26 protein-coding genes are annotated in these 25039 nt (G+C 59.1%); 16 read left to right on the top strand and 10 right to left on the bottom strand.

Going from position 1 to position 25039, the window contains the following annotated elements; genetic code table 11:
- The first annotated feature begins 23 nt into the window (after positions 1-23).
- The 3 genes from H2Z84_RS17760 (at position 24) to H2Z84_RS17770 (ending at position 2683) form a co-directional block, all read left to right on the top strand.
- Positions 24-1211: a thiolase family protein gene (locus H2Z84_RS17760; RefSeq protein ID WP_181837133.1), complete on the top strand. Its 1188-nt coding sequence runs from the start codon at positions 24-26 to the stop codon at positions 1209-1211.
- 87 nt (positions 1212-1298) lie between these two features.
- Positions 1299-2105 carry an oxidoreductase gene (locus tag H2Z84_RS17765; protein ID WP_181837134.1) on the top strand — a complete coding sequence of 269 codons (807 nt, stop codon included), beginning with the start codon at positions 1299-1301 and terminating at the stop codon, positions 2103-2105.
- A 416-nt stretch (positions 2106-2521) separates the two neighbouring features.
- Complete coding sequence (locus H2Z84_RS17770; protein ID WP_181837135.1) at positions 2522-2683, top strand: hypothetical protein; 162 nt, start codon at positions 2522-2524, stop codon at positions 2681-2683.
- Between the two features lie 56 nt (positions 2684-2739).
- Here the strand turns inward: H2Z84_RS17770 and H2Z84_RS17775 are convergent, their stop codons facing one another.
- Positions 2740-3183 (bottom strand): winged helix-turn-helix transcriptional regulator, encoded by a 444-nt coding sequence (locus tag H2Z84_RS17775; protein ID WP_181837136.1) that lies wholly within the window; start codon positions 3181-3183, stop codon positions 2740-2742.
- 103 nt (positions 3184-3286) lie between these two features.
- Here H2Z84_RS17775 and H2Z84_RS17780 point away from each other — a divergent pair, with 103 nt between their 5' ends.
- From H2Z84_RS17780 to H2Z84_RS17805, 6 genes are all read left to right on the top strand, one after another.
- On the top strand, positions 3287-4204 hold the full coding sequence (locus H2Z84_RS17780; protein ID WP_181837137.1) for an alpha/beta fold hydrolase: 918 nt from the start codon (positions 3287-3289) through the stop codon (positions 4202-4204).
- Positions 4205-4277: 73 nt separating this feature from the next.
- Entirely contained in the window at positions 4278-5276 is a 999-nt protein-coding gene (locus tag H2Z84_RS17785; protein ID WP_181837138.1) for an NADP-dependent oxidoreductase, read from the top strand.
- 51 nt (positions 5277-5327) lie between these two features.
- The gene (locus tag H2Z84_RS17790) at positions 5328-6116 is read left to right on the top strand and encodes an SDR family NAD(P)-dependent oxidoreductase (RefSeq protein ID WP_181837139.1); all 789 of its coding nucleotides are present in this window, start codon (positions 5328-5330) and stop codon (positions 6114-6116) included.
- 50 nt (positions 6117-6166) lie between these two features.
- A complete protein-coding gene (locus H2Z84_RS17795; RefSeq protein WP_181837140.1) occupies positions 6167-7234 on the top strand; it encodes an alkene reductase in 1068 nt (355 codons plus the stop codon).
- An 89-nt stretch (positions 7235-7323) separates the two neighbouring features.
- Complete coding sequence (locus H2Z84_RS17800) at positions 7324-7707, top strand: tautomerase family protein (RefSeq protein WP_181837141.1); 384 nt, start codon at positions 7324-7326, stop codon at positions 7705-7707.
- Positions 7708-7765: 58 nt separating this feature from the next.
- Positions 7766-8773 (top strand): aldo/keto reductase, encoded by a 1008-nt coding sequence (locus H2Z84_RS17805; protein ID WP_181837142.1) that lies wholly within the window; start codon positions 7766-7768, stop codon positions 8771-8773.
- Positions 8774-9226: 453 nt separating this feature from the next.
- On the opposite strand, the gene H2Z84_RS17810 is transcribed toward H2Z84_RS17805, so the two are convergent.
- Positions 9227-10726, bottom strand: a complete 1500-nt coding sequence (locus tag H2Z84_RS17810) for a PepSY-associated TM helix domain-containing protein (protein WP_181837143.1) — start codon at positions 10724-10726, stop codon at positions 9227-9229.
- Positions 10727-10795: 69 nt separating this feature from the next.
- The gene (locus tag H2Z84_RS17815) at positions 10796-13072 is read right to left on the bottom strand and encodes a TonB-dependent receptor (RefSeq protein WP_181837144.1); all 2277 of its coding nucleotides are present in this window, start codon (positions 13070-13072) and stop codon (positions 10796-10798) included.
- Positions 13073-13296: 224 nt separating this feature from the next.
- Here H2Z84_RS17815 and H2Z84_RS17820 point away from each other — a divergent pair, with 224 nt between their 5' ends.
- Genes H2Z84_RS17820 through H2Z84_RS17830 form a run of 3 tightly spaced genes read left to right on the top strand, consistent with a single transcriptional unit; the run spans position 13297 to position 15194 of the window.
- Complete coding sequence (locus tag H2Z84_RS17820; protein ID WP_181837145.1) at positions 13297-14001, top strand: energy transducer TonB; 705 nt, start codon at positions 13297-13299, stop codon at positions 13999-14001.
- 32 nt (positions 14002-14033) lie between these two features.
- Positions 14034-14774 (top strand): MotA/TolQ/ExbB proton channel family protein, encoded by a 741-nt coding sequence (locus H2Z84_RS17825; RefSeq protein WP_181837146.1) that lies wholly within the window; start codon positions 14034-14036, stop codon positions 14772-14774.
- Positions 14775-14822: 48 nt separating this feature from the next.
- On the top strand, positions 14823-15194 hold the full coding sequence (locus H2Z84_RS17830; protein ID WP_258869467.1) for an ExbD/TolR family protein: 372 nt from the start codon (positions 14823-14825) through the stop codon (positions 15192-15194).
- A gap of 218 nt (positions 15195-15412) precedes the next feature.
- Here H2Z84_RS17830 and zigA read toward each other — a convergent pair whose 3' ends face one another.
- Both zigA and H2Z84_RS17840 read right to left on the bottom strand, forming a co-directional pair.
- Positions 15413-16624 (bottom strand): zinc metallochaperone GTPase ZigA, encoded by a 1212-nt coding sequence (gene zigA / locus H2Z84_RS17835; RefSeq protein ID WP_181837148.1) that lies wholly within the window; start codon positions 16622-16624, stop codon positions 15413-15415.
- Positions 16625-16658: 34 nt separating this feature from the next.
- Positions 16659-17330 (bottom strand): DUF1826 domain-containing protein, encoded by a 672-nt coding sequence (locus H2Z84_RS17840; RefSeq protein ID WP_181837149.1) that lies wholly within the window; start codon positions 17328-17330, stop codon positions 16659-16661.
- 157 nt (positions 17331-17487) lie between these two features.
- On the opposite strand from H2Z84_RS17840, the gene H2Z84_RS17845 reads away from it, so the two are divergent.
- The 3 genes from H2Z84_RS17845 to H2Z84_RS17855 are packed head-to-tail and all read left to right on the top strand — an operon-like array spanning position 17488 to position 19965.
- Positions 17488-18363 carry a metal ABC transporter solute-binding protein gene (locus H2Z84_RS17845; protein ID WP_181837150.1) on the top strand — a complete coding sequence of 292 codons (876 nt, stop codon included), beginning with the start codon at positions 17488-17490 and terminating at the stop codon, positions 18361-18363.
- Positions 18363-19157, top strand: coding sequence for a metal ABC transporter ATP-binding protein (locus tag H2Z84_RS17850; protein ID WP_181837151.1), 795 nt, complete (start codon positions 18363-18365; stop codon positions 19155-19157). The genes H2Z84_RS17845 and H2Z84_RS17850 overlap by 1 nt, the downstream gene beginning before the upstream one ends.
- Positions 19150-19965, top strand: a complete 816-nt coding sequence (locus H2Z84_RS17855) for a metal ABC transporter permease (protein WP_181837152.1) — start codon at positions 19150-19152, stop codon at positions 19963-19965. The genes H2Z84_RS17850 and H2Z84_RS17855 overlap by 8 nt, the downstream gene beginning before the upstream one ends.
- Before the next feature lie 237 nt (positions 19966-20202).
- On the opposite strand, the gene copD is transcribed toward H2Z84_RS17855, so the two are convergent.
- Positions 20203-21084: a copper homeostasis membrane protein CopD gene (gene copD, locus H2Z84_RS17860; protein WP_181837153.1), complete on the bottom strand. Its 882-nt coding sequence runs from the start codon at positions 21082-21084 to the stop codon at positions 20203-20205.
- The gene (gene copC, locus H2Z84_RS17865; protein ID WP_220272903.1) at positions 21081-21446 is read right to left on the bottom strand and encodes a copper homeostasis periplasmic binding protein CopC; all 366 of its coding nucleotides are present in this window, start codon (positions 21444-21446) and stop codon (positions 21081-21083) included. Before copC ends, copD begins: the two co-directional genes overlap by 4 nt.
- A gap of 216 nt (positions 21447-21662) precedes the next feature.
- On the opposite strand from copC, the gene H2Z84_RS17870 reads away from it, so the two are divergent.
- Positions 21663-22097, top strand: a complete 435-nt coding sequence (locus H2Z84_RS17870; RefSeq protein ID WP_181837154.1) for a four-helix bundle copper-binding protein — start codon at positions 21663-21665, stop codon at positions 22095-22097.
- Between the two features lie 18 nt (positions 22098-22115).
- On the opposite strand, the gene H2Z84_RS17875 is transcribed toward H2Z84_RS17870, so the two are convergent.
- Genes H2Z84_RS17875 through H2Z84_RS17885 form a run of 3 tightly spaced genes read right to left on the bottom strand, consistent with a single transcriptional unit; the run spans position 22116 to position 25034 of the window.
- Positions 22116-22892 carry an ABC transporter ATP-binding protein gene (locus tag H2Z84_RS17875; protein ID WP_181837155.1) on the bottom strand — a complete coding sequence of 259 codons (777 nt, stop codon included), beginning with the start codon at positions 22890-22892 and terminating at the stop codon, positions 22116-22118.
- 1 nt (position 22893) lies between these two features.
- On the bottom strand, positions 22894-23928 hold the full coding sequence (locus tag H2Z84_RS17880; protein ID WP_181837156.1) for a FecCD family ABC transporter permease: 1035 nt from the start codon (positions 23926-23928) through the stop codon (positions 22894-22896).
- Positions 23925-25034 (bottom strand): ABC transporter substrate-binding protein, encoded by a 1110-nt coding sequence (locus tag H2Z84_RS17885; protein WP_181837157.1) that lies wholly within the window; start codon positions 25032-25034, stop codon positions 23925-23927. Before H2Z84_RS17885 ends, H2Z84_RS17880 begins: the two co-directional genes overlap by 4 nt.
- Positions 25035-25039 lie beyond the last annotated feature (5 nt).

Here is a 25039-nt window from a genome sequence, read left to right on the forward strand (position 1 = left end):
CTTGATGCGCAAGGAGATGTGAAATGAAGCAAAGAGAAATTGTCATCTGCAAGCCGGTACGTACCGCCATCGGCAACTATGGCGGCAGCTTGAAAGACACACCCGCAACGGTACTTGGCGCTGCGGCAGTTCAGGCAACATTGCAGCGCTCTGGCCTCTCGTCTCTAGACCTTGATGCTGTGGTGATGGGCAATGTGATTCAAGCCGGTGCCAGGATGAATCCCGCCCGTCAGGCTGCTATTCATGCAGGCTTACCGGTCGATATTCCTGCTTTCACCGTGAATCGAGTTTGTGGTTCTGGTGCTCAGGCGATTGTCTCTGCCGCGCTCGAAATACTGGCGGGTTACGGAAACTGCGCGATTGCCGGCGGAATGGAGAATATGGATCAAGCACCGTACTTGATTCCGGGTGGGCGCTGGGGCTATCGCATGGGCAACGGCCAGGTCATTGACAGCATGTTGAATGACGGACTGAACGATGCATTCAGTGGTCAACATTCCGGTTGGCATACCGAAGATCTGGTGAGCCGTTTCCATATCAGTCGCGAGCAGCAGGATCAGTGGGCCTTGCGCTCTCAGCTGCGCTTTGCGGCGGCGCAAGCTGCCGGAAAATTCGAAGATGAAATCATTCCGGTCGAATTGCAGAGTCGAAAAGGAACCGTCGTTTTTGCCAGGGACGAAAGCAATCGGCCGGAAACGACAATCGAGGCTCTGCGCCGCCTTAAACCGGCATTCCGCCCCAATGGCACGATCACTGCCGGGAATGCACCAGGGCTCAACAGTGCAGCCTCTGCCATGGTGATTGCACAACGCAGCTTTGCAGAGACGCATGGTCTGCAGCCATCGGTACGCTTGGCATCCTATGCGGTCGCTGCGGTTGAACCCGGCATGTTTGGCATGGGGCCGATACCTGCGGTAAAGCTTGCCATGGAACGCGCTGGCTGGAAGACCTCCGATGTGGATCGTGTGGAGATCAATGAAGCCTTTGCCGCCGTTTCGTTACTGTGCCTTCAGCAACTTGGCTTTGCCGAGGACATTGTCAATGTCGAAGGTGGATCTATTGCGCATGGCCACGCTATCGGTGCCACCGGCGCAATTCTCACGACACGGCTGATTCACTCCATGCATCGAGACAAGGTGCGGCGCGGCATCGTGACCTTGTGCATCGGCGGCGGTCAAGGCATCGCCCTGGCGCTTGAGACACTGGACTGAGCGCAACTTCATTTGTCCTGGTCAGGGGCAGGGCATGGATCTGGCCCACAGATTGGCCAAGCATTCACCATCCACGGAAAAACCATCATGTCGAATTCTCAGGTTGTCATCATTACTGGTGTGTCATCGGGCATAGGCCGCGCTACTGCGGAGCAGTTTACCCAGCGGGGTTGCCGTGTATTCGGCACGGTCCGGAACATTGCAACAGCACGGGCCATCCCCGGTGTAACGCTCATCGAAATGGATATCCGCGAGGACACCTCCGTTCTGCAAGGGATTCAAACCGTTATCGATCTGGCCAAGCGCATCGACGTGCTGGTCAACAGTGCCGGCGTGACCCTGCTGGGCGCACTGGAAGAAGCCTCGATTGCCGAAGCGCAAACGCTGTTTGATACCAATCTCTTTGGTCTTATGCGGGTTTCCAAGGCGGTGCTGCCCCACATGCGCAAGCAACGCTCCGGACGTATCGTCAACGTCAGTTCGGTGTTGGGCTTTCTGCCCGCACCCTATATGGCGCTCTATTCGTCGTCCAAGCATGCTGTTGAAGGCCTGTCCGAGACCCTGGATCACGAGCTGCGCCAATTCGGCATCCGCGTGGCCTTGGTCGAGCCTTCCTTCACCAAAACCAATCTGGACCTCAACGCGCCGCAGACGGCTTCCAGAATCTCCGACTATGACGCAGAACGCGGCGTCGTTGCCCAAGCCATTCAAAACAATGTCCAGAAAGCGCCCAATCCCGACAGTGTCGCCTCCACCATTGTTCATGCCGCTTTAGGCGCGTGGAAAATGCGCCATACGCCCAAGGGTGAAGCATCGCTGTTGGCCAAGTTGCGGCGTTTCATGCCTGCTGGCCCGGTCGAGAAGGGGCTGCGCAAAACCTTTGGTCTGTCGTGAAATCCAATCCCACATTTTGATTCCGGATGCGTTGGCTGCTTGCTAACGCTTGACCCAGCGCTGATCCGATATCGACCAGACAAGAAAAAGCCAACCGCTGACGGTTGGCTTTTTTCTTTGGCAGATCAGGGATCTGCCGGAATCCGGTGTGGAGCGGGGGATGGGGGGGAACACAAGGACCAGCTTTTAGATCAATGGACGTTTTTTGACATCAAATACCAAAGCACACAATGGGCTTCTCCGCGCAGCAAGATGAGCAACTCTTTGTTTGTATCAATTTGATAGTGACTTAAGAGAGGAGTGCTGCTAAAGTCACTACTGAAATAGTACTTATGCTAATCCTCTCAACAACCTCGCTTCAGCCAGAGTGACATAGAGGATAAGTTGCCCTCCATCCTGCATACAGGAGTAAACAAATGTTCATCATTGCAGCCCCACTGGCTTATCTTGTGTTCGCATTTATGTCTGTTGGTATTGGCCATGATCTTGCCGTGCCTGCAGATCAATCCAGCCAGCAAGCCAATGCCTCTATCAAAAACAGCAGCTTGCTTGCCATCCCTGCAGATGGAAGCCAATGAGCCGGACTGAAAGCTGAATCATCCCTGTGCTGGCAGCCTGTACATTGACAGTGCTGTCAGCGCTCATCCGGAACAACGACTCGCATTGGACGCGTTCCGATCTTCGCTCCGGTCACTTCATCTACCGCAATTGCTTGAATTTCAGTCCCCGTTTCTGCATCAAAGAACTGCGTCAACTTGCCACCACCCCGGTATTTGCGTCCCCACGCCCCGATCATGAACAGCACCGGTAAAAAGTCCCGGCCTGCATCGGTCAATAGGTATTCCTCACGCGGCGGGTGCTCCGAGTAGCGCCGTTTTTCCAGCAGTCCTTCCTCCGTCAGTGTCGCCAAACGTCGGGTCAGCATGGTGGGTGCAATACCCATGCTCTTACGGAATTGGTCGAAACGGGTCAGTCCGGCATGGGCATCACGCAGGATCAAAATGCTCCAGGCATCACCGGCAACGCTCAGGCTGCGGGAGATAGGGCAAGGGTTCTCACAACTATTTTCTGTGTCCATACTATTTCGATAGTGACTTATCGGGAAATTGGTAGTATTGTTCGTATCACTTTGATACTAACACTTCATGGACTGGCAATCCACCCGTCAGGAGAACTCTTTGATGAGCACGAACAATACAGGCACTTCATCGGCCGCCAAGACAGTGGCTGCACAACATGCCGTGCTTGTTGTGCAGCCGGTACGCAAAGCAAAATGGCAGGACGTAGCAACCCGTACCATTAACGCTGGCGGGGTGTTTTTTGCCTATCGCGATCTGGGCCCCGATTCCGGTGTGCCGGTTATTTTTCTGCATCACCTGATGGCAGTACTGGACGATTGGGACCCGCGTGTTATCGATGGCATCGCCACCAAACGTCGCGTCATCGCATTTGACAACCGCGGGGTGGGTGCCTCTACAGGGCGTGTACCCGAGACGGTGGAAGAAATGGGGCGTGATGCCATTGCCTTTATCCGTGCCATGGGGTTCACACAGGTGGATTTACTCGGCTTCTCCCTGGGCGGTGGCGTTGCCCAAATGGTGGCATTGCAAGCACCGGATCTGGTGCGGCGGATCGTGCTGGCCGGTACCGGACCGCGTGGTGGTGGCGGTATTGAAAAAGTGACCAAGGTGGCCGTCCTGGCCTACATCAAGGCGGCGTTGACCTGGAGCGATGCCAGACATTTTCTGTTTTTCCCTCGCACACCGGAAGGAAAGCGCGCTGCGCGGGATTACTTCACCGCCCTGAAAATGCGGACGACTAACCGCGACAAGGGCATTTCCCTGCAAGCCAGACTTGCCCAATTGAAAGCCATCAAGACTGCTGGGCTGAGTACACCAGACGATCTCTCCGTGATCACGCAGCCGGTTTTTGTCGCCAACGGTGATCGTGACCTGATGGTGGACAGCAACCATTCCGCAGACATGGCGCGCCGCTTGCCCAATGCACAACTGACGATTTATCCCGACTCAGGACACGGCGGCGTGTTCCAGCACTACCGGACATTTGTGCCCGCCGTGTTGGATTTCCTCGCGGATTGAGCTGAGCCGGTTGAGCTGAACCGGTTGAGCAGGCAAGACAAAATTCAAGAACCAAGGATGGAAGTTGAAAACCATGAAAGCACTCACCTTCAAGCGTTATGGCAAGTCGCCAGAGATCGGCATTGCCGAAGTTCCCCGGCCAGCACTCAAACCCGATGAACTGCTGGTGCAGGTTCACGCCGCCGGGCTTAACCCGATCGACAATATGATTCCGACCGGGATGTTCAAGCCGGTGCTGCATTTCCAGCTACCCGGCGTAATGGGGAGTGATCTGGCCGGTGTTGTCACCGAAGTGGGTAGCAATGTGACGCGCTTCAAACCGGGCGATGCCGTGTTTGCCAGCATTTTCGACTTGGGTACCGGGGCGATTGCTGAATATGCCGTTGTGCCGGAGCGTGCAGTTGCACTGAAACCTGAAAATCTGGACTTTGTGCAAGCCGCTTCCATTCCGATGGTGGCCCTCACCTCGTGGCAAGCGCTGAAAGAGCGGGCCAATCTGCAGGCGGGCCAGAAGGTCTTCATTCCGGCCGGGTCCGGCGGGATAGGCACGTTTGCCATCCAGCTGGCCAAGTACCTGGGCGCAAAGGTTGGCACCACAACCAGTACTGGCAATGTTGATCTGGTACGCAGCCTGGGGGCCGATGAGGTTGTCGACTACAAAAAGCAGGAATTTGAAACCGTGCTGCGTGACTACGATGCGGTGCTGGGCACAACACGCGGTGACACCATTGAAAAGTCACTTGCCATTCTCAAACCGGGTAGCCGGATCGTCTCGCTCATTGGCCCGCTGGACGCGGCATTTGCCCGCAGAAAACGCTTGAATTTTGTGCTGCGCTTCGTGTTCGGCTTGATGAGCCGCAAGATCATGCGCCTGGCGCGGCAGCGGGACGTCTCTTATTCCTTTCTTTTCGTCCGTCCGGATGGCAGTCAACTCGCCGCCATCAGCAAGCTACTGGAAACAGAGCACATCAAGCCGGTAATCGACAAGGTATTCCCATTCAAGGATGCAAAGTACGCACTTGAGTACCTGGCCCAGGGGCGATCCAAGGGCAAGGTCGTGGTCAAGATGTAAGGCGCGCGGTACTTCCCCTTTCCACCAAATCAACTGATCCAGAGCAAACCCATGACTACACTGCCGACCGTTTTCATTACCGGTGCCTCCAGCGGCATTGGTGCCACCTATGCCGAACGCTTTGCACGTCGCGGCCACAATCTCATTATTGTTGCGCGTGACAAATCGCGCCTGGAGGCCTTGGCCACGCGCCTGCGTGCCGAGCACCAGGTATCTGTCGAGGTACTGCAAGCCGACCTGACCAACACGGCAGAACTGTCCGCACTGGAGGCAAGGCTGCGTGATGACGCAGATATTGGCATCTTGATCAATAACGCAGGCATGCCGCAAGCCGGTGGATTCCTGCAGCAATCCGGCGAAGCGATTGAACGCCAGATCACGCTCAACACCACCGCCTTGACACGGCTTGCTGCCGCAATTGCACCGCGCCTCGCCCAGTCCGGCACTGGTGCCATCGTCAATATTGGCTCGGTGGTGGGGTTCGCCCCGGAATTCGGCATGTCGATTTATGGCGCGACCAAAGCCTTTGTGCTGTTTTTGTCGCAGGGCTTGAGCCTGGAGCTGTCACCCAAGGGCGTTTACGTACAAGCGGTACTGCCAGCCGCCACCCGCACCGAAATCTGGCAGCACGCCGGCATTGACGTCAACACCTTCCCGGAGGTGATGGAAGTGGGTGAACTGGTTGATGCCGCGCTGGTTGGCTTTGACCGTCGCGAGCTGGTGACGATTCCCCCCTTGCATGTTGCCGAGCGCTGGGATGCGCTGGATGGGGCGCGTCAAGGGCTGATGTCAGACATTCGGCAAGCCCATGCCGCTGAACGCTATCAGCAACAACACTGAGCCATCCACCGTATTCATCGGAATGTGAATCCAACACCAAGGTCGCTTCAATGCCCAATCTCTTATTTAGCCCTACCCAGCTTGGCAGCCTGCCGCTGAAAAATCGCATCGTGATGGCGCAGCTGACCCGAAGCCGCGCCATCGCAAATCTGCCCAATGACTTGATGGCGGAATACTACAGCCAACGGGCGGGCGCAGGACTGATCATTACCGAGGGGACATCCCCATCGCCAAATGGCCTGGGTTATCCGCGCATCCCCGGCTTGTTCAATACAGAGCAAGTACAGGGCTGGCAACAGGTGACTGAGCGCGTGCATCAGGCCGGGAGCAGGATTTTTGTGCAATTGATGCATACAGGCCGCGTCAGCCATCCTGCCAACATGCCGGATGGTGCACGTGTCCTGGCACCGTCACCGATTGCTGTGCCTGGTGAAACGTGGACGGATACGGCTGGTATGCAGCCGCATCCGGTGCCACATGAAATGAATGAAGCGGACATCGCCCAAAGCATCGCCGAATATGCCGAGTCGGCCAAACTGGCCTTGCAGGCTGGCTTCGATGGGGTCGAGCTGCATGCCGCCAATGGCTATCTGATCGACCAGTTTCTTAATACCGCCTCCAATCAGCGCAATGATCGCTGGGGTGGTTCGGTTGAAAACCGTATCCGCTTTGCGGTTGAAGTGGCCAGAGTCACCGTCGCTGTGGCTGGTTCCAAACGTGTGGGCATGCGCATCTCGCCGTATGGTGTTTTCAATGCCCAAGTACCAGATGCAGAAATGGACGCGCTGTATCTGCGCTTGATTGATGAGTTGAATACCCTTGGCCTGCTGTATATCCATGTCGTTGATCACAGCGCAATGGGCGCTCCAGAAGTCAGCCCCGAATTGAAAGCCAAAATCCGTAGCGCATTCAACGGGCAGTACATTCTTTCTGGTGGCTACGATGCCGCACGTGCCGCGACCGATCTCAATGCAAACCGTGGCGACCTTGTCGCATTTGGTCGTCCGTTCATCTCGAACCCTGACCTCGTAAGCAAGCTGCAGACCGGGCAGCAACTGGCAGAGCCGGATTTCGCTACCTTCTACACGCCTGGTGAAAAGGGCTACACCGACTATTGATCGAAGTCTCAGCCCGCTTGTGCTTGAGGTCACACCCTTATGGCCTGCGCAACCCGGGCAGATGCTCAAGCAAAGTCAAGGAGAGAAACATGCCTCTCGTGCGTATCGACATCAAAAAGAACCCTGATCCGACCTTTGCCCAAAAACTGGGCAAGGTGGTTTACGCGTCGATGAAAAAGGCGATCAATGTTCCAGACAAGGACAACTTTCAGGTCCTGACAGAGCACGACGACAATCATTTTGTCTACGACTCCGCCTATCTCGGAATACAGCGGACTGATGGCGTGGTGTTTATCCAGATCACGCTGAATGAAGGACGCTCGACAGAGCAGAAGAAGCTGCTCTACCAGACGATAGCAGAAGGGCTCAATGAAGAAGCCGGTGTCCGGATGGAGGATGTCTTCATCAGTCTGGTCGAGGTCAAAAAAGAAAACTGGTCATTCGGCAGTGGCCTTGCCCAGTACGCAAACTGATGCGCTCGGCACCATCAGCTGATTCAGCACACGAATACTTCCATTAACGGAGCAAAGCATGAAATACACCACTTTTGGCAAAACTGGCTTGCAGGTATCGCAAGTGGCTTTGGGTACCGGCAACTTTGGCACTGGCTGGGGCTATGGAGCCGACCCGGACGTTGCCGCAGACATATTCAACGCCTATGCCGAGGCGGGTGGTAATTTTATTGATGCCGCAGACGTTTATCAGTTCGGACAAGCTGAAGCGCTGCTCGGAGACCTGCTGAAAGGACGACGTGAAGATTTTGTCCTGGCAACGAAGTTTACCAACGGCGCGGTACCTAATGCCAACCGGCTTGTAACCGGTAATAGCCGCAAGGCAATGATTGCCTCGGTGGAAGCCAGCCTTAAACGGCTCAAGACGGATCGAATCGATATCTACTGGGCACACCATCCTGACGGCATCACGCCCATTGAAGAAATCGTGCGTGGATTTGAAGATCTGGCACGTGCCGGCAAGATTCTGTACGCAGGGTTGTCGAATTTTCCAGCCTGGCGGCTTTCCCGGGCAGTCACCTACGCAGAATTGACGCATGCAGTTCCCATTGCTGCTGCCCAGTTTGAACACAGCCTGGTACACCGTGAGCCAGAAGCTGATCTGTTCCCTGCATCACTTGCGTTGAGCCTGGGTATCGTCACCTGGTCACCACTGGGGGGCGGTATGCTCACCGGCAAGTATCGACAGGGGGAAAAGGGACGGGCTGAAGGTTTTGGCGGGCGTGTGTTCCAGGCAGAGAATTCAACCCAGCGCACGCAGATTCTTGACACGGTACTGGCAATTGCCGCTGAGCTAGGCGTGAGTGCCAGTCAGGTTGCCATTGCCTGGGCAGGGACACACGGTTCCGTACCCATTATCGGGCCGCGTTCGCAAACCCAGCTCAAGGACAACCTTGAGGCGCTGGATATGACGCTTTCGGCAGAACAGATTCAACGTCTTGATACCGTTAGTAGTCTGGGTGCATCCATGGCTAGCAGAAAACCGATTGCCTGGCATGATGATCACCAAACTAACCCGGTAGCGTAGGCAGTACGATCTCCCTGCTTTGAGCGCCATGCTTAAGCGGCATGTACCCTCCTTCACTTACGACATTGATGGCTGCTTTCAAACAGGAAGCAGCCATTTTTGCTATGGACAATCAAAGTCGGTTTTGGCCGAACTGCCGCCTACCTGGCAGACTTACCGGCTGTTGGTCGGCCAGAGTGGCCTTTCGACAAATGAGTGGGGAACTGCTGATTTACACAGAACTCCGGACACACTCTTCTTGTGCCATGACAGCTGACGTGATTGATAAAACAAGTTTAAAGTCCTTCTTGTGCTATATCGCTGGTTTTGAACCGAGCTATAGCTTGTGTCTCTCTTTGGTCTGTCCCGTTCTCCGGGGTCAAGATTTATATGCAGGGCTTGGACTACTCACGGGATGTTTCCTTGCCCGACTAATACATCAGTGGTGTTTGTATTTTGTGCACTGTGATTGCGTCATTTTCGCTTTGATAGACGCCGCCAGCCCATTACCACCGCGCTGAGTGCAAGTGCCACACAGGTTGTGCTGCCCAGCAGCATCCAGATATCCCACAATGGCCGGTACTTCAGCATGGGCAGGTCCCAGTTGTGCAGGCCGCTGAACAGCCAGCGCAAGCTGCGCTGACCTTGTTTGAGCTGCAGCACGGTTTCTCCGGTTTGCGGATTCACATACAGCCAGTTGGCCGCCGTGTCAGCCAGTTTGATGCGCCATACCGGCAGCGGGAGCTCGGCACGGCTGATGCGCGGGCTGCTGTAGTAATAGTCGTCATCCTGTTGCAGCAGTTCGGCGGCGCGGATGGGGGCATGGTGCTGGCTGCTTACCGCAGCCAGCACGGCGTCTTTGCTAAAGCCTGCTTCTGGTTGCGGCTGGCCTGATCCGGTAGTGGCCAGAAGCCAGACATGGCCTTGTCGGTCGCGCGCTTGTAATTGTTGCTGTCTGCCCAGCTGAAACCAGTTCAATTCCACCGCCGGTTCCGACGGCTTCTGCTGCAATTGCCCGGCAATCTGCGCCATGGGCAGCCCGGTGGCTTGGGCAGGCAAGGCTGGCTGGCTGTGCTGATGGGTTTTGCCATGGCCGCCTTGCTGGCCAAACAGCTGCCAGGGGTTGCCGGACAGAAAGCCGCTCAGGCACCAGGTAAAAGCCAGCAGGCCAGCAGACAAGCCCAGCCACAGATGCCAGCGCTGCCACAAGGCGCGGTAAGGGTTGCTGCTGCCATTGGGGTAGGGACGTTTGCCAAGCCAGGCCGGACGCCAGCGCCCCACACCCAGCCATAACCCGCTACACACCGACAGCAAGGCCGCCAGCGCTCCCCAGGTAAGGATGGGCTTTCTGGCTTCCGCGAGGCCAATGGCATCCAGCGGGCGCAGAAAATGCAGGTAACTGCCGCTCCAGAACAGGATGCGCTGCATGCGGGTGGTGGATTTGACCACTTCGCCGCTCTTTTGCGAGATGGTGACTTCGTGCTGCTCGGCATCATCCAGCGCCACGCGATAAAACGGCCGGTAGGGGTCGTAGTTCATCATGGCGGTGCTGGCATCGCGCTCGAATGCGGCTTGCAAGCGGGCCTGCTGGCTGGCGGGCCGCCAGTCGCGGGCAATCTGCACGGCCTGTGCCGGGGTGAGCGGGCGCAGCTGTCCATCCTGTGCGGAGATGCGCTGGCGCTGGCCGCTATTGTCCGTCACCAGCCAGACGGCCTCGCCAGCCTGCATGCTCAGCCGGGCTGTGACCGGTTGGCGCGTGGTGGCCAGCCCGCTGCGCTGCCAGGCGTCGCTCAGGCTGAGCCAGTGTCCGGCTTCGGCTGCCGGCAGCGGCTGAGCGTGTGCCAGCCGGACATCCGGGCTGATGCCTGAAGGCCCGGCATAGATCATCATCAAGCCGGAAAACGACCATAGCAGCAGCAACAGGCACAGGACGATGCCCAGCCAGCGATGGGCGAGAAACAGCAGGCGCTTCATGCAGGTTCTTCCATGAAAACAGCGTGCGCTGCGAACAGCACACGCCGGATGGCTCAAGACAGGCCGAAGTCAGTAGTCGAATTTCAGCTGCGCATAGGTGGTGCGCTGCGGCATGGGGTGGTAGGCAAAGCTCTTGTAGTTGTTGAGATTGTCCACGCCCAGCGCCACGGTGAACTGGCGATCCAGCTTGTAGCTGATGCGCGTATCCATGATGAGATAGGCACTGTTGGCTCCGTATACGCCGCTGTTGATCACCGTGTTGCCCACATCCGAACTCTGGAAGCTGCTGTAGCGCCCGGCCAGCGAATAGGACAGCTTGTCGTTCTGGCGGTAGCTCAGTACGGCGGTGGCACGCCACAGCGGAATGCCGGGGAAGGGGTTGTTTACCGAGGCCGGGTTATTGCTGTTGGCGCGGATTTGCGATTTGGCATAGGTAATGTTGCCGCTGAAATCCAGCTCGCGCAGGCCGATGTCGCTTTGCTCGTAGGCCACTTCCAGCCCATTGGTCACCACCCGGTCGATGTTCTGGATATTGGTGACATTGGGGGTGACGGTGGTGTTGGTTTGCGACAGCAGGGCATCGCTCAACTGCTCGCGGAAGGCGGTCAGGCGCAGGGTGCCGCCTTGCAGCTGGCGCGTGGCGGTGATTTCGCCGGTATCGGCCCGCTCGGCTTTCAGGTTGGGGTTGTTGTTGACGATGGTATTGCTGCTGGGCACCGAGCCCTGGAACAGCTCGGCCACGGTCGGGGTGCGGTAGCCACGGCCATAGGCGGTACGCAGCGACCATTTGTCGTTCAGGTCGAACACCACCGCGGCCTTGGGCGAGAAGAACTGCTGGCTGCGCGCCGGGTCGTTGTAGGTGTTCTGGCCGCTGGTGGTGGCACCACCAAAGGCCGACCACCACTCGTAACGGCCTCCGGCAATCAGCTGCACGCCGGGCAGCATGCGCCAGGTGTCCTGGGCAAACAGGGCATGGATCTGGGTATTGCCGACAAAGGCGGCGGTCTGGCTGCCTTGTGTACCGGACTGCCAGTCGCTGGTGGCATAGCTGTGGCTGTTCAGCGCGTAGTGGTCGTAGTGGTAGCCAAAGCGCAGCTGGTGTGCGCTGGCTAGGCTGCCGCCGGGACGCCAGTCCCCTTTCAGGTCCACCGTTTGCCAACCGGTGCCGGCCAGGTCGGTAATGGTGCCGGCGCCGGTCAGCCCGGCAGTCGCACTGCGCTGACGGTCCTTGCTGAAATCATAAATGCTGATATTGCCCTGCCAGTCCCAGCTGCCGTCAGTGCTGGTCTTGAAGGACAAGGCGTTGAGCAGGTGTTCCTGCTGCTTTTTGCTGGGCTGGAAGGCATTGGCCAGATTGTATTTCTGACCGTCGATGTTGACGATGCCGGTGTAAACCGGATTACCGGCGGCATCGCGCAGATAGCTGTTGACCGACACCGTGGAATTGTTTTGCCAGTAGCCCAGGGTGTAGTTCAGCTTCAGGGTGGGGGTGATGTCGTAGGACAACTTGAGGTTGGCATTGTCCTGTATCGAATGCTCGGCACCGGTGGCTCCGGCAATCAGCCGTTTGGCGCCGGTGGTGTCGACATCGCTGACCGCACCGCTCACCGTGGTGGCCGCGCTTGCACCGGTGTACTTGTTGGGGTTGGCGGCAAAGGTGGCCGGATGGCCCAGGCTGTCCAGATGCCCGGCTTCAATCATCCACGCAAGCCGGTCCTCGCGGCTGCCCAGCATGACGGCATTTTTGCTGCCGGTGAAATGCTGGCTGGTTTTGTACTGGCTGAAACTTTCGTCAAACAGCGTGCTGCTGGCATGGGCTTCGAATTTCTCCGGCATGCGGGTGGTCAGCACGATGACGCTGCCAATGGAATTGCCCGGATATTCGGCCGCAAACGGGCCGTAGATGGCATTGACCTGGCTGATTTCTTCCGGGCTGACCAGGTTCCAGCGCGGTGGGTAGGCGTAGCTGTTGCCCAGCAGGTTGGACAGCAGGATATCGTCGGCATACAGCAGGGCGCGGGCGCTGCTGGTCTGGCCGGAGGTGCGGGTAGCGATGATGCTGTTCTGGTCACCAATATAGCGGCGGCGCACCTGCACATCCGGCAGGTATTTCACCGTGTCTTCGGTGCTGGTGACATTGGTGGTCTGGGCAATCTTGTCAGCAGTCATGCTGCTGGTGGTGGCCGGCAGATTATCCGGCACGCTGCTTTTGTCGGCTTGCGATTGCACGGTCACTTCAGCTAGTTGCTTGTCGGTATCGCTAGCCTGGGCCAGGCTGATTTGCCCCAATGCCAAGGTAACAGCCAGAACCAGTTGATGTCGGGGAAACGCTGCGAAGTGTCTCATCAGGAAAGCTCGCTCTTGTTTTGATGACGTTAGATTTTGTTAAGCGGCGTGGATGATGCCCTGCACGGTGGCGGTTCGGGAATGTGGCATTTTGTCGCAGGCGGGAACTTTGCCGGCTGCGGCAATTGGTCGCACGGAGGCGCGGAGAAATCCTGTTAAGGTTGCTCCCGCATTGGTAGGCGCATCGGCCTGCCTGGCAGCAAGGGGGAGAGCAAGTGCAGGCGATGTTGCAGATGACACGGCCGGGTAGCAGACAGAATCCGCAGCACACCAGGGCCATTTGTGTGCTGGCGGTGTTGCTGCTGCATGCTGCTTTTGCCAACTGGTTGCTGGGCTTGCAGCAAACCCGGCCAGCGCAGGCGCTGCCGTCCCGGATTGCGGTGCAGATGCGCACCGCACAAGTCGCCATGCCGCAAAGCGTGGCCAAACCATTGCCCACTAAAGCGCAGCAGCCTGTCCATTCCTCCCGGCATGCAGCACAGGCCAAACCAAGGGCAGCGCAGCCAGTTTCCGCCGCGCTCATGGCCTCCGCCCATCCTGCTGCCCCTGCTGTGCTGTCCGGTACGGCGGCGGCTACCAGCACCGGTTCGGTCACTCCAACCGCTACAGCACCACAGGCAACGGCAGAGGCGCATTCGCCAGCCACGACCGAGGCCGGGTTCACCGCGGACTACCTGCACAACCCTGCACCGGTCTACCCACCGTCCTCTCGGCGTAACGGTGAAGAGGGCAGGGTGTTGCTGAGGGTGCGCGTTTCGGCCGCTGGGCAGGCAGAGGCGGTGGATGTCCAGCATGGCAGCGGTTTTTCCCGGCTGGACGAAGCGGCCAGAGAGGCCGTGGCCAACTGGCGTTTTACCCCCGCCCGGCGTGGAGGGCAGGCACTTGCCTCTACCGTCATCGTTCCCATTACTTTTCGCCTGGGCCATTAAGCGCCGGGGCTGGTTTATTGCAAGGAAGCATCATGGATACACAACTGGGTCTGGCCCATTTCTGGCAGCAGGGGGATGCGGTATCCCACACGCTGGCCATCTTGCTGGTGTTGATGTCGATTGCCAGCTGGAGCCTGCTGCTGATCAAACTGCTGGAGCAATGGCGCTTGCGCCAGGCTCTGCGTCATGCGTTGCCAGCCTTCTGGCAGGCGGGCAGCAAACAGGCCGCCCAGCAGGTGCTTGTGACACGTGACGGTAGCCAGCTACTGAGCGGAATTGCGCTCCAGGCCGAACACGCCGCACAGGCTTATGCGGGTAAATCCGGCCTGGGCCTGGGGGGCGGGCTGGACGCGGGGGAGTATCTGGGACGAACCCTGCAACAGACCTTGCTGCAAGCGCAGGCCCGGCTGGAACAGGGCCTCACCATGCTGGCCTCCATTGGTGCCACCGCGCCTTTCGTTGGCCTGTTTGGTACGGTATGGGGGATTTATCACGCCCTGATCAGCCTGTCTGGCCATGGCCAGATGAACATCGACCAGGTGGCCGGGCCGGTGGGCGAGGCGCTGATCATGACCGCCATCGGCCTGTTTGTCGCCATCCCGGCGGTGCTGGCCTATAACGCCTGCACCCGCAACAACCGGCTGATGCTGGCCGCGCTGGAAGGCTTTGCCCATGGCCTGCATGCCTATCTGGTGGCTGGGGTGCGTCAGTACCCGTCATCGCCCATGCCAGACGGTGCACTACAGCCGCATTCCGCTGGCAAGGGGGTGTAAACCATGGCATTTCACGGCTTTTCATCTTCAGGCCAGCACGGTCAGCCCATGGCCGAAATCAACACCACCCCGCTGGTGGACGTGATGCTGGTGTTGCTGGTGGTGTTCATGATTACCGCGCCCTTGTTTCATCAGGCGGTGGGTATTGACCTGCCCAAAACAGTGGCCACGCAAGACAAGCCGCAGGAGAAGGTGCTGCACCTGACGCTGGCGCGAGACGGCAGCGTGGCGCTGGACGGGCAGGCCATCAGCCAGACAGCCCTTGGCGTGCAACTGAAAGCAGCCAGTGCCGGGAATCCGGAACTACAATTGCAGGCTGATCAGGCCACGCCGTATCAGGCCGTCGCCGCCGTGATGGCGCTGGTCCAGCAGGCCGGGGTGAATCGTATTGCCTTTGTCACCCAGCCTCTTGAACACTAAATATTCGGCGCAGTACGTGTCCAAATTTTGCGTAAACCGGTAGTTATGCCAAGCCTGTCCCATAGATCGCTTTGGCCGATCTGCTGCCTTCACACGTAGAGCAGCGGCAGGCTGTCTGCCTTAGCGGTCTTCCGTACACTAGGCGGAAGATGGTTCCTTTCATCGTGTAAAAAGCCTGAAGGTGTAGAGAACACAGCAGGCATTTTTCCCCATGTCTCTTAGATCGCGTTATCTTCCGGATTTAACACCCAGCAGGGGAAGGGATCAGCCAGGCCGGACCAGCCTTGCTCGCCGCTAGCCAGTTCTGCATCGGTCATCAGGCAGGCATCAAACCCGGCAATCAGTGCGGCTTGGTCCATCTTCATGCCGATCAGCACCAGTTCCTGCTGGCGGTCGCCCCAGGGCGCTTCCCAGCGCGCCTCAATCATTTCCACGCTTTCCGGATCTTCCGGCCAATCTTCTCTGGCGACCGCAGCCCACCACAAACCGGCACAGGCATGGCGTGAGATGGTACCCGCTTGAGACCAACTGCCAGCGAAATCCGGCCGGTTGGCCAACCAGAAGTAGCCTTTCGAACGTATCGCCCCCGGCCATTGGCAGGCAAACCAGTCCCACAGGCGCTGCGGGTGAAAGGGCCGACGGGCACGGTAGACGAAACTGCTGATGCCGTATTCCTCGCTCTCCGGTACATGCTCGCCGCGCAATTCGGTCAGCCATCCGGCGGCTTCCGCTGCCTTGTCGAAGTCGAAGCGGCCAGTATTGAGCACGCGCGTGAGGGGTACTGTGCCAAACGCACTGTGCACGATGTCGGCGTGCGGATTGAGCGAGCGCAGAATGCTGTCGAGGCGGTCCAGCTCTTGCGGGCTGACCAGGTCGGTTTTGTTCAGCACGATCACGTCACAAAATTCCACTTGCTCAACCAGCAAATCCACCACGGCGCGATCGTCTTCTTCGCCCAGGCTTTCGCCACGGTCTGTCAGTTGGTCGCGGCAACTGTAATCGCGCAAAAAATTGTGGGCATCGACCACCGTCACCATGGTGTCCAGCCGGGCTATGTCCGACAGGCTTGCCCCGTCGTCATCGCGGAAGGTGAAGGTTTCTGCCACGGGCAACGGTTCGGCAATGCCTGTCGATTCGATCAAGAGGTAGTCAAAACGGCCAGTGCGTGCCAGTCGGTCAATTTCAATCAGCAGGTCTTCGCGCAAGGTGCAGCAAATGCAGCCATTGCTCATCTCGACCAGTTTTTCTTCGGCACGTGACAAGGCGGCACCACCCTCGCGCACCAGGCGGGCGTCGATATTGACTTCCGACATGTCGTTGACGATGACGGCAACCCGCTTGCCTTCACGGTTGTTGAGGATGTGATTGAGCAGGGTGGTTTTGCCGGCGCCAAGAAAGCCGGACAGCACGGTGACAGGGAGTTTTTGCATGGTTGTTCCTTGGGCGTTCAAATTAGGTGGCGGGCTACCAAATGGCGTCCAGCGCCAGTAGCACACGGCATGGCTCAAGCGGGTCCGGGGCGGGGGAGCGATGAATCGCGCCACGGCCATCATTGCCCTGCCATTGCGTTCCCTTGAGCAGGAGCAGGGCAAAGGGCGCTGCCTGCCGGATGGCCGCCGGGTTGCGGATCAGCCCGGAGGTTTCGTCCGGCCTGCCCTGGGCCAGGCGGCCGAGCCTGCTGCGGTCGGCGGCTTCCTCGCTTAGCCATTCGGTACCCTGGCCGTAGTAGGTGCACAGCATGCGCACACCTGTCCGGTCGACATGAAAGCGCGGGCACATGGCGCGGTCGAGCACTTCAAGACGCATGCCAACCTGCGGACAGCCAATCAACTCGGCATACATATCAAGCAGATAGGCCATGTCCTGCAGTAGGGCATCACGTCCGGGCAGGGCGGCCAGGCCCGGAATATCCAGCGCCTGGCCCGGTGTGGCCACCAGTCGGAATCCCAGCCCGAGCACACCCTGCTCGCGTGCGGCGGCAAAGTAGCGGGTGATGGGTTCTATCGGGCTGCGCGGATACAGGCAAAGCTGCACCTCTTCATCGAAAATGTGCAGCAGGTCGGTCAGTCGGGCCGCTTCGCGTAGTGAGCTTGTGGGTGGTGTCGCGCTAGGCGCTGGGTTGAGGGCGACAGTCATCGTCGGGTGTCCTGGTCATCGCGCTGTCCGCCGCCGCCAGCGGCTTTCATGTTCTGTCAGGCGGGGGGAGCGGGCGTAAAAATAGTTTGCATAATGTTATATCATTACATAAAATCGAAGAAGCGTTATAACATAACATTTGAAAGTGAGAATACACATGAATCGCATCACCCGCCTTGCTTCACTCCTGGCCCTGGCCTGCACATCGTTGTTGGCACAGGCATCCGGCCAGCCGATCAACGTCGTGGCTGGCGAGAATTTCTATGGTGATATTGCCCAGCAAATTGGCGGCAAGCATGTGCATGTCACCAGCATCCTGAGCAATCCGGATCAGGACCCACACCTGTTCGAAGCCAGTGCATCGACAGCCAAGGCCCTGAGTGCCGCCAGGCTGGTGGTGTACAACGGCATCGATTACGACCCGTGGATGGCCAAGCTGCTGTCCGCTGCCAAAGCTGCCGGCCGCAAGGAAATCGTTGCCGGTCAATTGATGCAGAAAAAAACCGGCGATAACCCGCACCTGTGGTACGACCCGGCCACCATGCCGCTGGTGGCGAAAGCGATTGCGGTGGAGCTGGAGGCTGCGGATCCGTCCAACAAGGCCGAATACCAACAGAACCTGAAGCGCTTCCTGGATTCGCTGCAGGCAATCAACAGCAAGGTAAAGTCGATTCATGACAAATACGCAGGCACGCCGGTAACCGCTACCGAGCCTGTCTTCGGCTATATGGCCAGCGCGCTTGGCTTCAAGATGCGTAATGAAAAATTCCAGCTGGCCGTCATGAACAACACCGAGCCCAGTGCCAGTGATGTTGCCGCCTTCGAAAACGACCTGAAAACCCACAAGGTAAAAGTGCTGTTCTATAACAGCCAGGCTTCGGACCAATCGGCCAAGCGTGTACAGAAGATTGCCAAGGAAGCCAAGGTTCCGGTGGTGGGCGTTACCGAAACCGCGCCGACTGGCAAGCACTATCAGGACTGGATGCTCGGTCAGCTGAATGCGCTGAATCAGGCTTTGTCCTCCGGTAAGTGATGAGCGCACTTTCCTTACAACAGGTGACCGTCTCTTTCGCGGGAAGGACGGTCCTGTCGGACGTGACTCTGGAGATTGGCCAGGGGCTGTTTATTGGCATGCTCGGCCCCAACGGGGCGGGCAAGACCACGCTGATGCGCACGGTACTCGGCCTGATACGGCCTGTTGGAGGCAGCATCCGCGTGCTGGGCGAGCCTGCCTCGCGCGGTAATGCTGCGGTAGGGTATATCCCGCAGCTGCGCAGTCTGGCTGGCAATATGCGGCTGCGTGGCTGGGATTTTGTCGCCAGTGCCTGCAATGGCCATCGCTGGGGGCTGCCTATCCTGAGCCGCGCCGCGCGGCAAGAAGTGCACTGGGCGCTCGACATGGTGGGGGCCTCCGAGCTGGCACGGCGCCCTCTCATGGAAACGTCGGGGGGCGAGCGGCAGCGGCTGCTGCTGGCGCAAGCCTTGCTGGGCCGGCCACGTCTGCTGTTGCTGGATGAGCCCCTGATCAGTCTGGACCCGCACCATCAGCATGGGGTGGTGACGCTGGTGAAACAGGTACAGCAAGAGCTGGGCATTACCGTGATCTTCAGCGCGCATGAGCTCAATCCGCTGCTTGCTGCCATCGATCAGGTCTTGTATCTGGGGCGGGGTCAGGCGGCGCTGGGCAAGGTGGACGAGGTCATTACCAAGCCGGTGTTATCGCGGCTGTATGGTTCCAATATTGATGTGATACGCATGAAAAACCGCATTTTCGTGATGGCCGGTGATGTTGAAGTGGAAAAAGAGGAGCACTGCCACCATGCTTGAATTCGATTTCATGCAGAACGCCTTCATTGCTGGCGGCCTGGTGTCCGTGCTGGCCGGGGTAGTGGGGTTTTTTCTGGTCATGCGCGGGCAGACCTTTGCCGGCCATGCCTTGTCACACGTTGGTTTCGCCGGTGCAACTGGCGCAGCGCTGCTTGGCCTGTCGCCCATGTGGGGGCTGATCTGGGTTACCTTGCTCGGTGGTGTCTCCATGGGGGCACTGGGTGAGCGCTTGCAGGGCAGTGATATTGTGATTGGCACCATCCTGTCACTCGCCCTGGGCCTGGGGATGCTGTTTCTTCATTTCTTTACTGCCTATGCCACACAAGCCACAGCCTTGCTGTTTGGCAACGTCCTCGGGGTGAATACCGACACGCTATGGACATTGGCATGGCTTGGCATGGCTTGCCTGCTGTTGCTGGCCATCATGGCCCGCCCGCTGGTCTTTGCCAGTCTGCAACCCGAGCTGGCCGAGGCCAAGGGCGTTTCTCTGCGGCAGGTGTCCATGCTGTTTCTGGCCATTGTTGCCTTGACCACGGCGGAATGTATCCAGATTGTTGGCGTCTTGCTGGTATTCACGCTGATGGTAGGGCCTGCGGCAACCGCGCAAAAGCTGACTTCACACCTGGGTACCGGGGTGCTGCTGGCAGCGCTGCTGGCACTGGCCGAAGCATGGTTGGGCATTACCCTGGCTTTCTATACGGATTGGCCTACCAGCTTCTGGATAACTGCGCTCAGTAGCAGTGCTTATCTGGCGGTGACCGTACTTCACATGCTGCGCAACCGCCGCCCCCTGGCATCTGCCGCCTGAGTCCAGCGGGTTTTGTCATGGGGCTGGCTCTTGAGCCGCGGACCGCCGTGTCAAGCTGTCCTGGTTACGACTTGCTTGAGCGGCGGCGGCTACTCCCTGGTTTTTCCTTCCCTGTTTTTGATGACAGCCAATATGCAGTTTCCTTGCTACTGAAGGTGTGCCGGAGAAAGCTGCTGCACCAAGTCTGGCGTATCGGGACATAGGCAAGCTGATGGCATGCTTGCCGGATACAGAATTTCAGTGCGGATCTAGCGTGCCAAGACAGGCTAGCAATGCCAAAGCAAGCAGGCACAGGGCAATTTGCATGTTAACGGCGCGGATCAACCAGGGAATGGCGCTGCGCTTGTCGCGCATGCGCGGAACAAGATAGTAGCGGTTGAACACGGCCAGCAGCACCATGCCGAGTATCGCCAGCAGTTTTAAGCCCAGCAGGATGGTATACGCGGAAAAACCATCGGGTAGCAAACTGCCGTTGATCAGATAGAAATTGCCCATGCCGGTGAGGATGACGACTGCAACAAGCGCATGACCCGCCGTGGAAAAGCGGATCAGCGCCTGCATGGCAGGCTGCCGCCATGGCCCGGTTTGCCGCATCAGTTGCAATACCAGCGGCAGCGCACCCAGCCATGCTGCCGCAGCGAGTAAATGCAGCAGGTCGTTGAGTTGATGGACTACGCCGAGCCAGCCCTCATTCATTGCCGCGTGACCACTGAGCGTCAGACTGGCCAATAATGCGGTGGCAAGGAGTGCCGTCACTGGTGCAGCGCCGGCCCTTTGCCCGGCATGGCCGGACAGCACCAGCAGCAAGGCTGCTGCCAACTGCCAGCACCAGGCCCGACCGATACTGGATTCACCGGCCAGCATGGCCAGGCTGCTGATCTGCCAGCTGTCTGCCCAGCTATCGGCAAGGATGGCGTTGTGCAAGGGTAGTGCACACAAGGTGGCGAGCAGGATGAGCCAGCGAAGCCGCGCCAGCCTCGGCTGCCAGGCATGCCCGAGCCGGCTGCCCAGCCCGCCTGGCACCAGACTGAGCAGAAACCAGGCCGTGCCGAACAAGCACATGGCTGCACCGTCTGTCAGCCAGCGGCACAGCCATAACAAGTAATCAGCCGAGTTCACTTGCCTACGCTGAAGCTATACGTGCCGTTGGTCTTGTGGCCATCCACGGACAAGGCATGCCATTCCACCTGGTAGCTTCCTGCGGGCAATGGCTGGGCCGGTTTCACCACCAGTGTCTTGCCGCCATTGGTCAGCGTGGCTTCACCCAGCGCGATGTCCTGCTTGCTGGCGTTAATCAGCTTGATGCCGCTGAATTTCACATCCAGTGCTTCGGAAAATGTCAGGCTCAGGCTGGCAGGGCTGCTGGCTATGCTGTTGGCGGCCGGCTCGGCTGCTTTCAGATGGGCATGGGCCCAGGCGGCCGTGCTGGTGAACAGGCTGGCGGTGATGATCAGCAGGGCAAAACGGATAAAACGCAGCATGGGAACTCCTGTTGGTGTGAAAAAGATAGATTATAAAAAAACGATCCGGGCCTGCCGAGGCGACACGCCAAGCTAGCAGCGCAGTGCCTGCCATCCGGTGTTCAGGGCTGGCTGGCGGTCAGCTCCCCGGCGCATTGCCGTTTAATTTTGCGCGCAGATTGCATGATCTGGCGTAGCATTTAAATCTTATGTCCTGAAATATTGATTGGAGAAATGATGGACCGTCGTGAAGCCATTGGAGCTGTTGGTGCCTTTACTCTGGCAGCATTGAGTACGGTGGGCCGGGCGGAGAGCATGCCTGCGGCGAGCGCACCTGTCAGCAAGACCGCTGCGCTGGCAGAGGCGGCAAGCCACTGTGTGCTGAATGGCCAGCACTGTCTGGCCCATTGCCTGTTCTTGCTGGGTAATGGTGATGATTCGATGGCTGATTGTTCCAAGGCCATCAACCAGATGCTGGCGTGCTGTACGGCCTTGCAAAGCCTGGCAGCACAGGATTCGGCCTTGTTGCCGGCCATGGCCAAGGTGGCGCTGGAAGCCTGTACCGTATGCGAAAAAGCCTGCAAGCAGCACAGCAGCATGCACGCTCCGTGCCGCGCCTGCATGGAGTCCTGTGCGGAGTGCATCAGGCAGTGCCGTGCATTTGCTGCCTGAGCCTGCAGGCCACGGCCCTCAGGCAGGCTGAGCATGGCGACCATGGTAAAACAGCGCAAAGCCGTCATCGGCGGTGATGCTGGAAATGGGCGTGTGATATAGCTGGCTGAGCAAGGCCGGGGTCATTACTTCTGCCGTTGCCCCAGCCGCCAGCACGCGCCCCTGTTGCAGCAGCCAGCAATGCTGGCTGTAACGCCGGGCGGCATTCAGGTCGTGCAGCACCATGATGGTGAGCATATTGCGCTGGCGGGTTTGCTGCTCAATCAGTGCCAGTACTTGCTGCTGGTGTTGCAGGTCCAGCGCGCTGATGGGTTCGTCCAGCAGCAGGATGGACGGTTCACGCATCAATGCCTGTGCCAGAAACACCATCTGGCGCTGCCCGCCGCTCAGTTGGCATAGCGGCTGTTGCGCCACAGCGGACAAGCCCAGCTGCGCCAGTTGCTGCCGGGCTTGCTGCTGCAAGCTTTCCGGCACGCGCCAGCCCAGGGTTTGCAGCTTGCCCAGTAGTACCACTTCCACTGCACTCAGCCGGCTGTTGCTGCCACAGTCCTGCGGCAGCCAGGCCACCTTGGCGGGCAGGGTGCCGTGGTGGTGCTGCCAGTCGGGCTGACTGGCATGCCGGATGCTGCCGGCATAGGCCAGTTGCCCGGCCAGGGTGCGCAGCAGGGTGGATTTGCCGCAGCCATTGGGCCCCAGCAGGCAGGTGATGCTGCCTTGCGGGCCGCTGGCAAGGTCCAGCCCGTGCAGCACGGTTTGCCCGGCCAGGCGTACCGATAGCTGTGTGAGTTGCAGCATCTTATTGCCCGCCTTTTCTACGCAAGATCAGCAGCAGGAAGAAGGGCAGGCCGATCAGCGCCGTGACAATGCCGATGGGAATCAAGCCGCCGGGTGACAACCATTTGCCCAGTACCGAGGCCAGTGACAGTAACAAGGCACCCGACAGCGCCGCACCGGGAATCAACAGCCGGTGGTCCTCACCCAGCAGCATGCGCGCCATATGCGGGGCAATCAGCCCGACAAAACCGATGGTGCCGACAAAGGCCACCGCCACGCCGGTGAGCAAGGACACCAGGGCCAGCGCGCGCCAGCGCAGGCGGCTTACCGTAATGCCCAGGCTGGCGGCGCGTTCATCTGACAGACTCAGCGCGGTAAAGCGCCAGGCGTCGCGCGCCAGTACGCCACAGGCCAGCAGCAGGGTAAGCCACATCAGTCCCACCGCATGCCAGCCGCTTTTGTACAGGCTGCCAAACAGCCAGAATACGATCTGCGCCAGGGCGTCCGGTGCGGCCAGGTATTGCAGCAAGGACAGCAGCGCCTGAAACAGGAATAGCAGCGCAATACCGGCCAGTACATAGGATTCGGCATTGCCACCACGGTGACGGCCAATCAGCAATACCGCACTGCCGGCGACAAAGGCAAAGCCCAGCGCGCAAAGCGGCAGGCCCCAGGCTTCGGCCAGCCCCAGGCTGCTGCCCGCCACTATGAATAGGGCCGCGCCAAAACCGGCCCCCGCCGAAATGCCTAGTGTGTAGCTGCTGGCCAGCGGATTGTGCAGCACGGTCTGCATGACCAGCCCGGATACCCCCAGCGCCGCGCCCACCGCCAGCGCCATCAGCGCCACCGGCAGGCGGATTTGCCACACGATGACGCCATCGCCCCCTTCCCCTTGCAGCAGGCTGTGCAGTACCTGAGTCATGCTCAGCTGTGCCGGGCCGCTGGCAATGTCCAGCAGCAAACTGCCAGCCAGCAACAGGGCTGCCAGCAGCAGCAAGCCGCTGCGGCCAAGCCAGGACTGCCAGCGGCCAGTCAGCGCGAGAGTCAGTGTGCTCATGGTTTGAGAGACAGCAACCAGCTGCCGCTATAGGCAACCGGCAGATAGCGCTGGTGGTACTGGCGCAATTCGGCCAGCGGGTCGACATCGGCAAACTGCGCCGGGTACAGCTGCTTGGTGATAAAGGCCATGGCGGTGTAGTCGTTCAGGCTGCGGCACAAGCCGTGTTCGATAGCATAAACATGCTGTTGGCGCACGGCGGGCAGGCTGCTCCAGCCGGGGCGGCCCAGATAGGCCTGCAGGCTGGTGCGGGCGTCCGCAGCGTTATGGTTGTATCCGAGTTTGACTGCCTTGGGGCGGTTTACCCAGGACGAGCCGGCAATGAAGATGTAGTCCGGCTGGGCGGCCAGCACGGCTTCCGGGTTCAGCGGCCCCCAGTTGGCGGCAATGCGGCCATTGGCCAGATTATCCGCGCCCAGGGTGTCCAGCAGCTTGCCCCACATGGTGTCGCGGTAGGTATTGCCCACCGTGTCTGCGCCGTCGCGGCCCAGCTCCACATATACCTTTGGCTTGCTGCTGGCTTTGGCCAGTGCCACGCGACGCAGGATGTCACGGTATTTGCGCTGGTATTGCTGCGCCAGTTCCTCTGCACGGATATTGCTGCCCATCACCGCCCCAATGGCGCGGGTGCTGGCCAGATGCCGCTCCAGCGTCTGGGCGTTGTAGTCGATCACCACGATGGGAATGCCCGCCTGGGTGATTTGCTGTACCGCCGTGCCCAGCACCTTGAAGCTGCCCTCGGGCAGGATCAGCACATCCGGCTTCAGCGCAATCACCTTTTCCGCGCTGAAGGTGTTGTCCTCGCTATAACCCACGTCCGGCATGGTTTTGAGTGCCGGAATCACCTGCTGATAAAGCGCCCAGTTGGCCGGACGCCAGCCAGCCCAGGGGTTTTTGCTGATGCCTACCACGCGTTTCCAGCCCTCGGTACCGGCGATGGCGGTGAAATCCTCGAAATTGAAACCCAGCACTACCCGTTTGGCCGGAACATCCACCACCACCTTGCGGTTAAGGGCATCACTGATGGTGAGCGGTTTGGCAAAGGCGGGCAGGGCCAGCAGGGAGGACAGGCACAGGGCAAGGATGGCGGTGCGGCGGCTGGTCATTATTC

This window comes from Aquitalea aquatica (genome assembly GCF_013911085.1).
GTDB lineage: Bacteria > Pseudomonadota > Gammaproteobacteria > Burkholderiales > Chromobacteriaceae > Aquitalea > Aquitalea aquatica.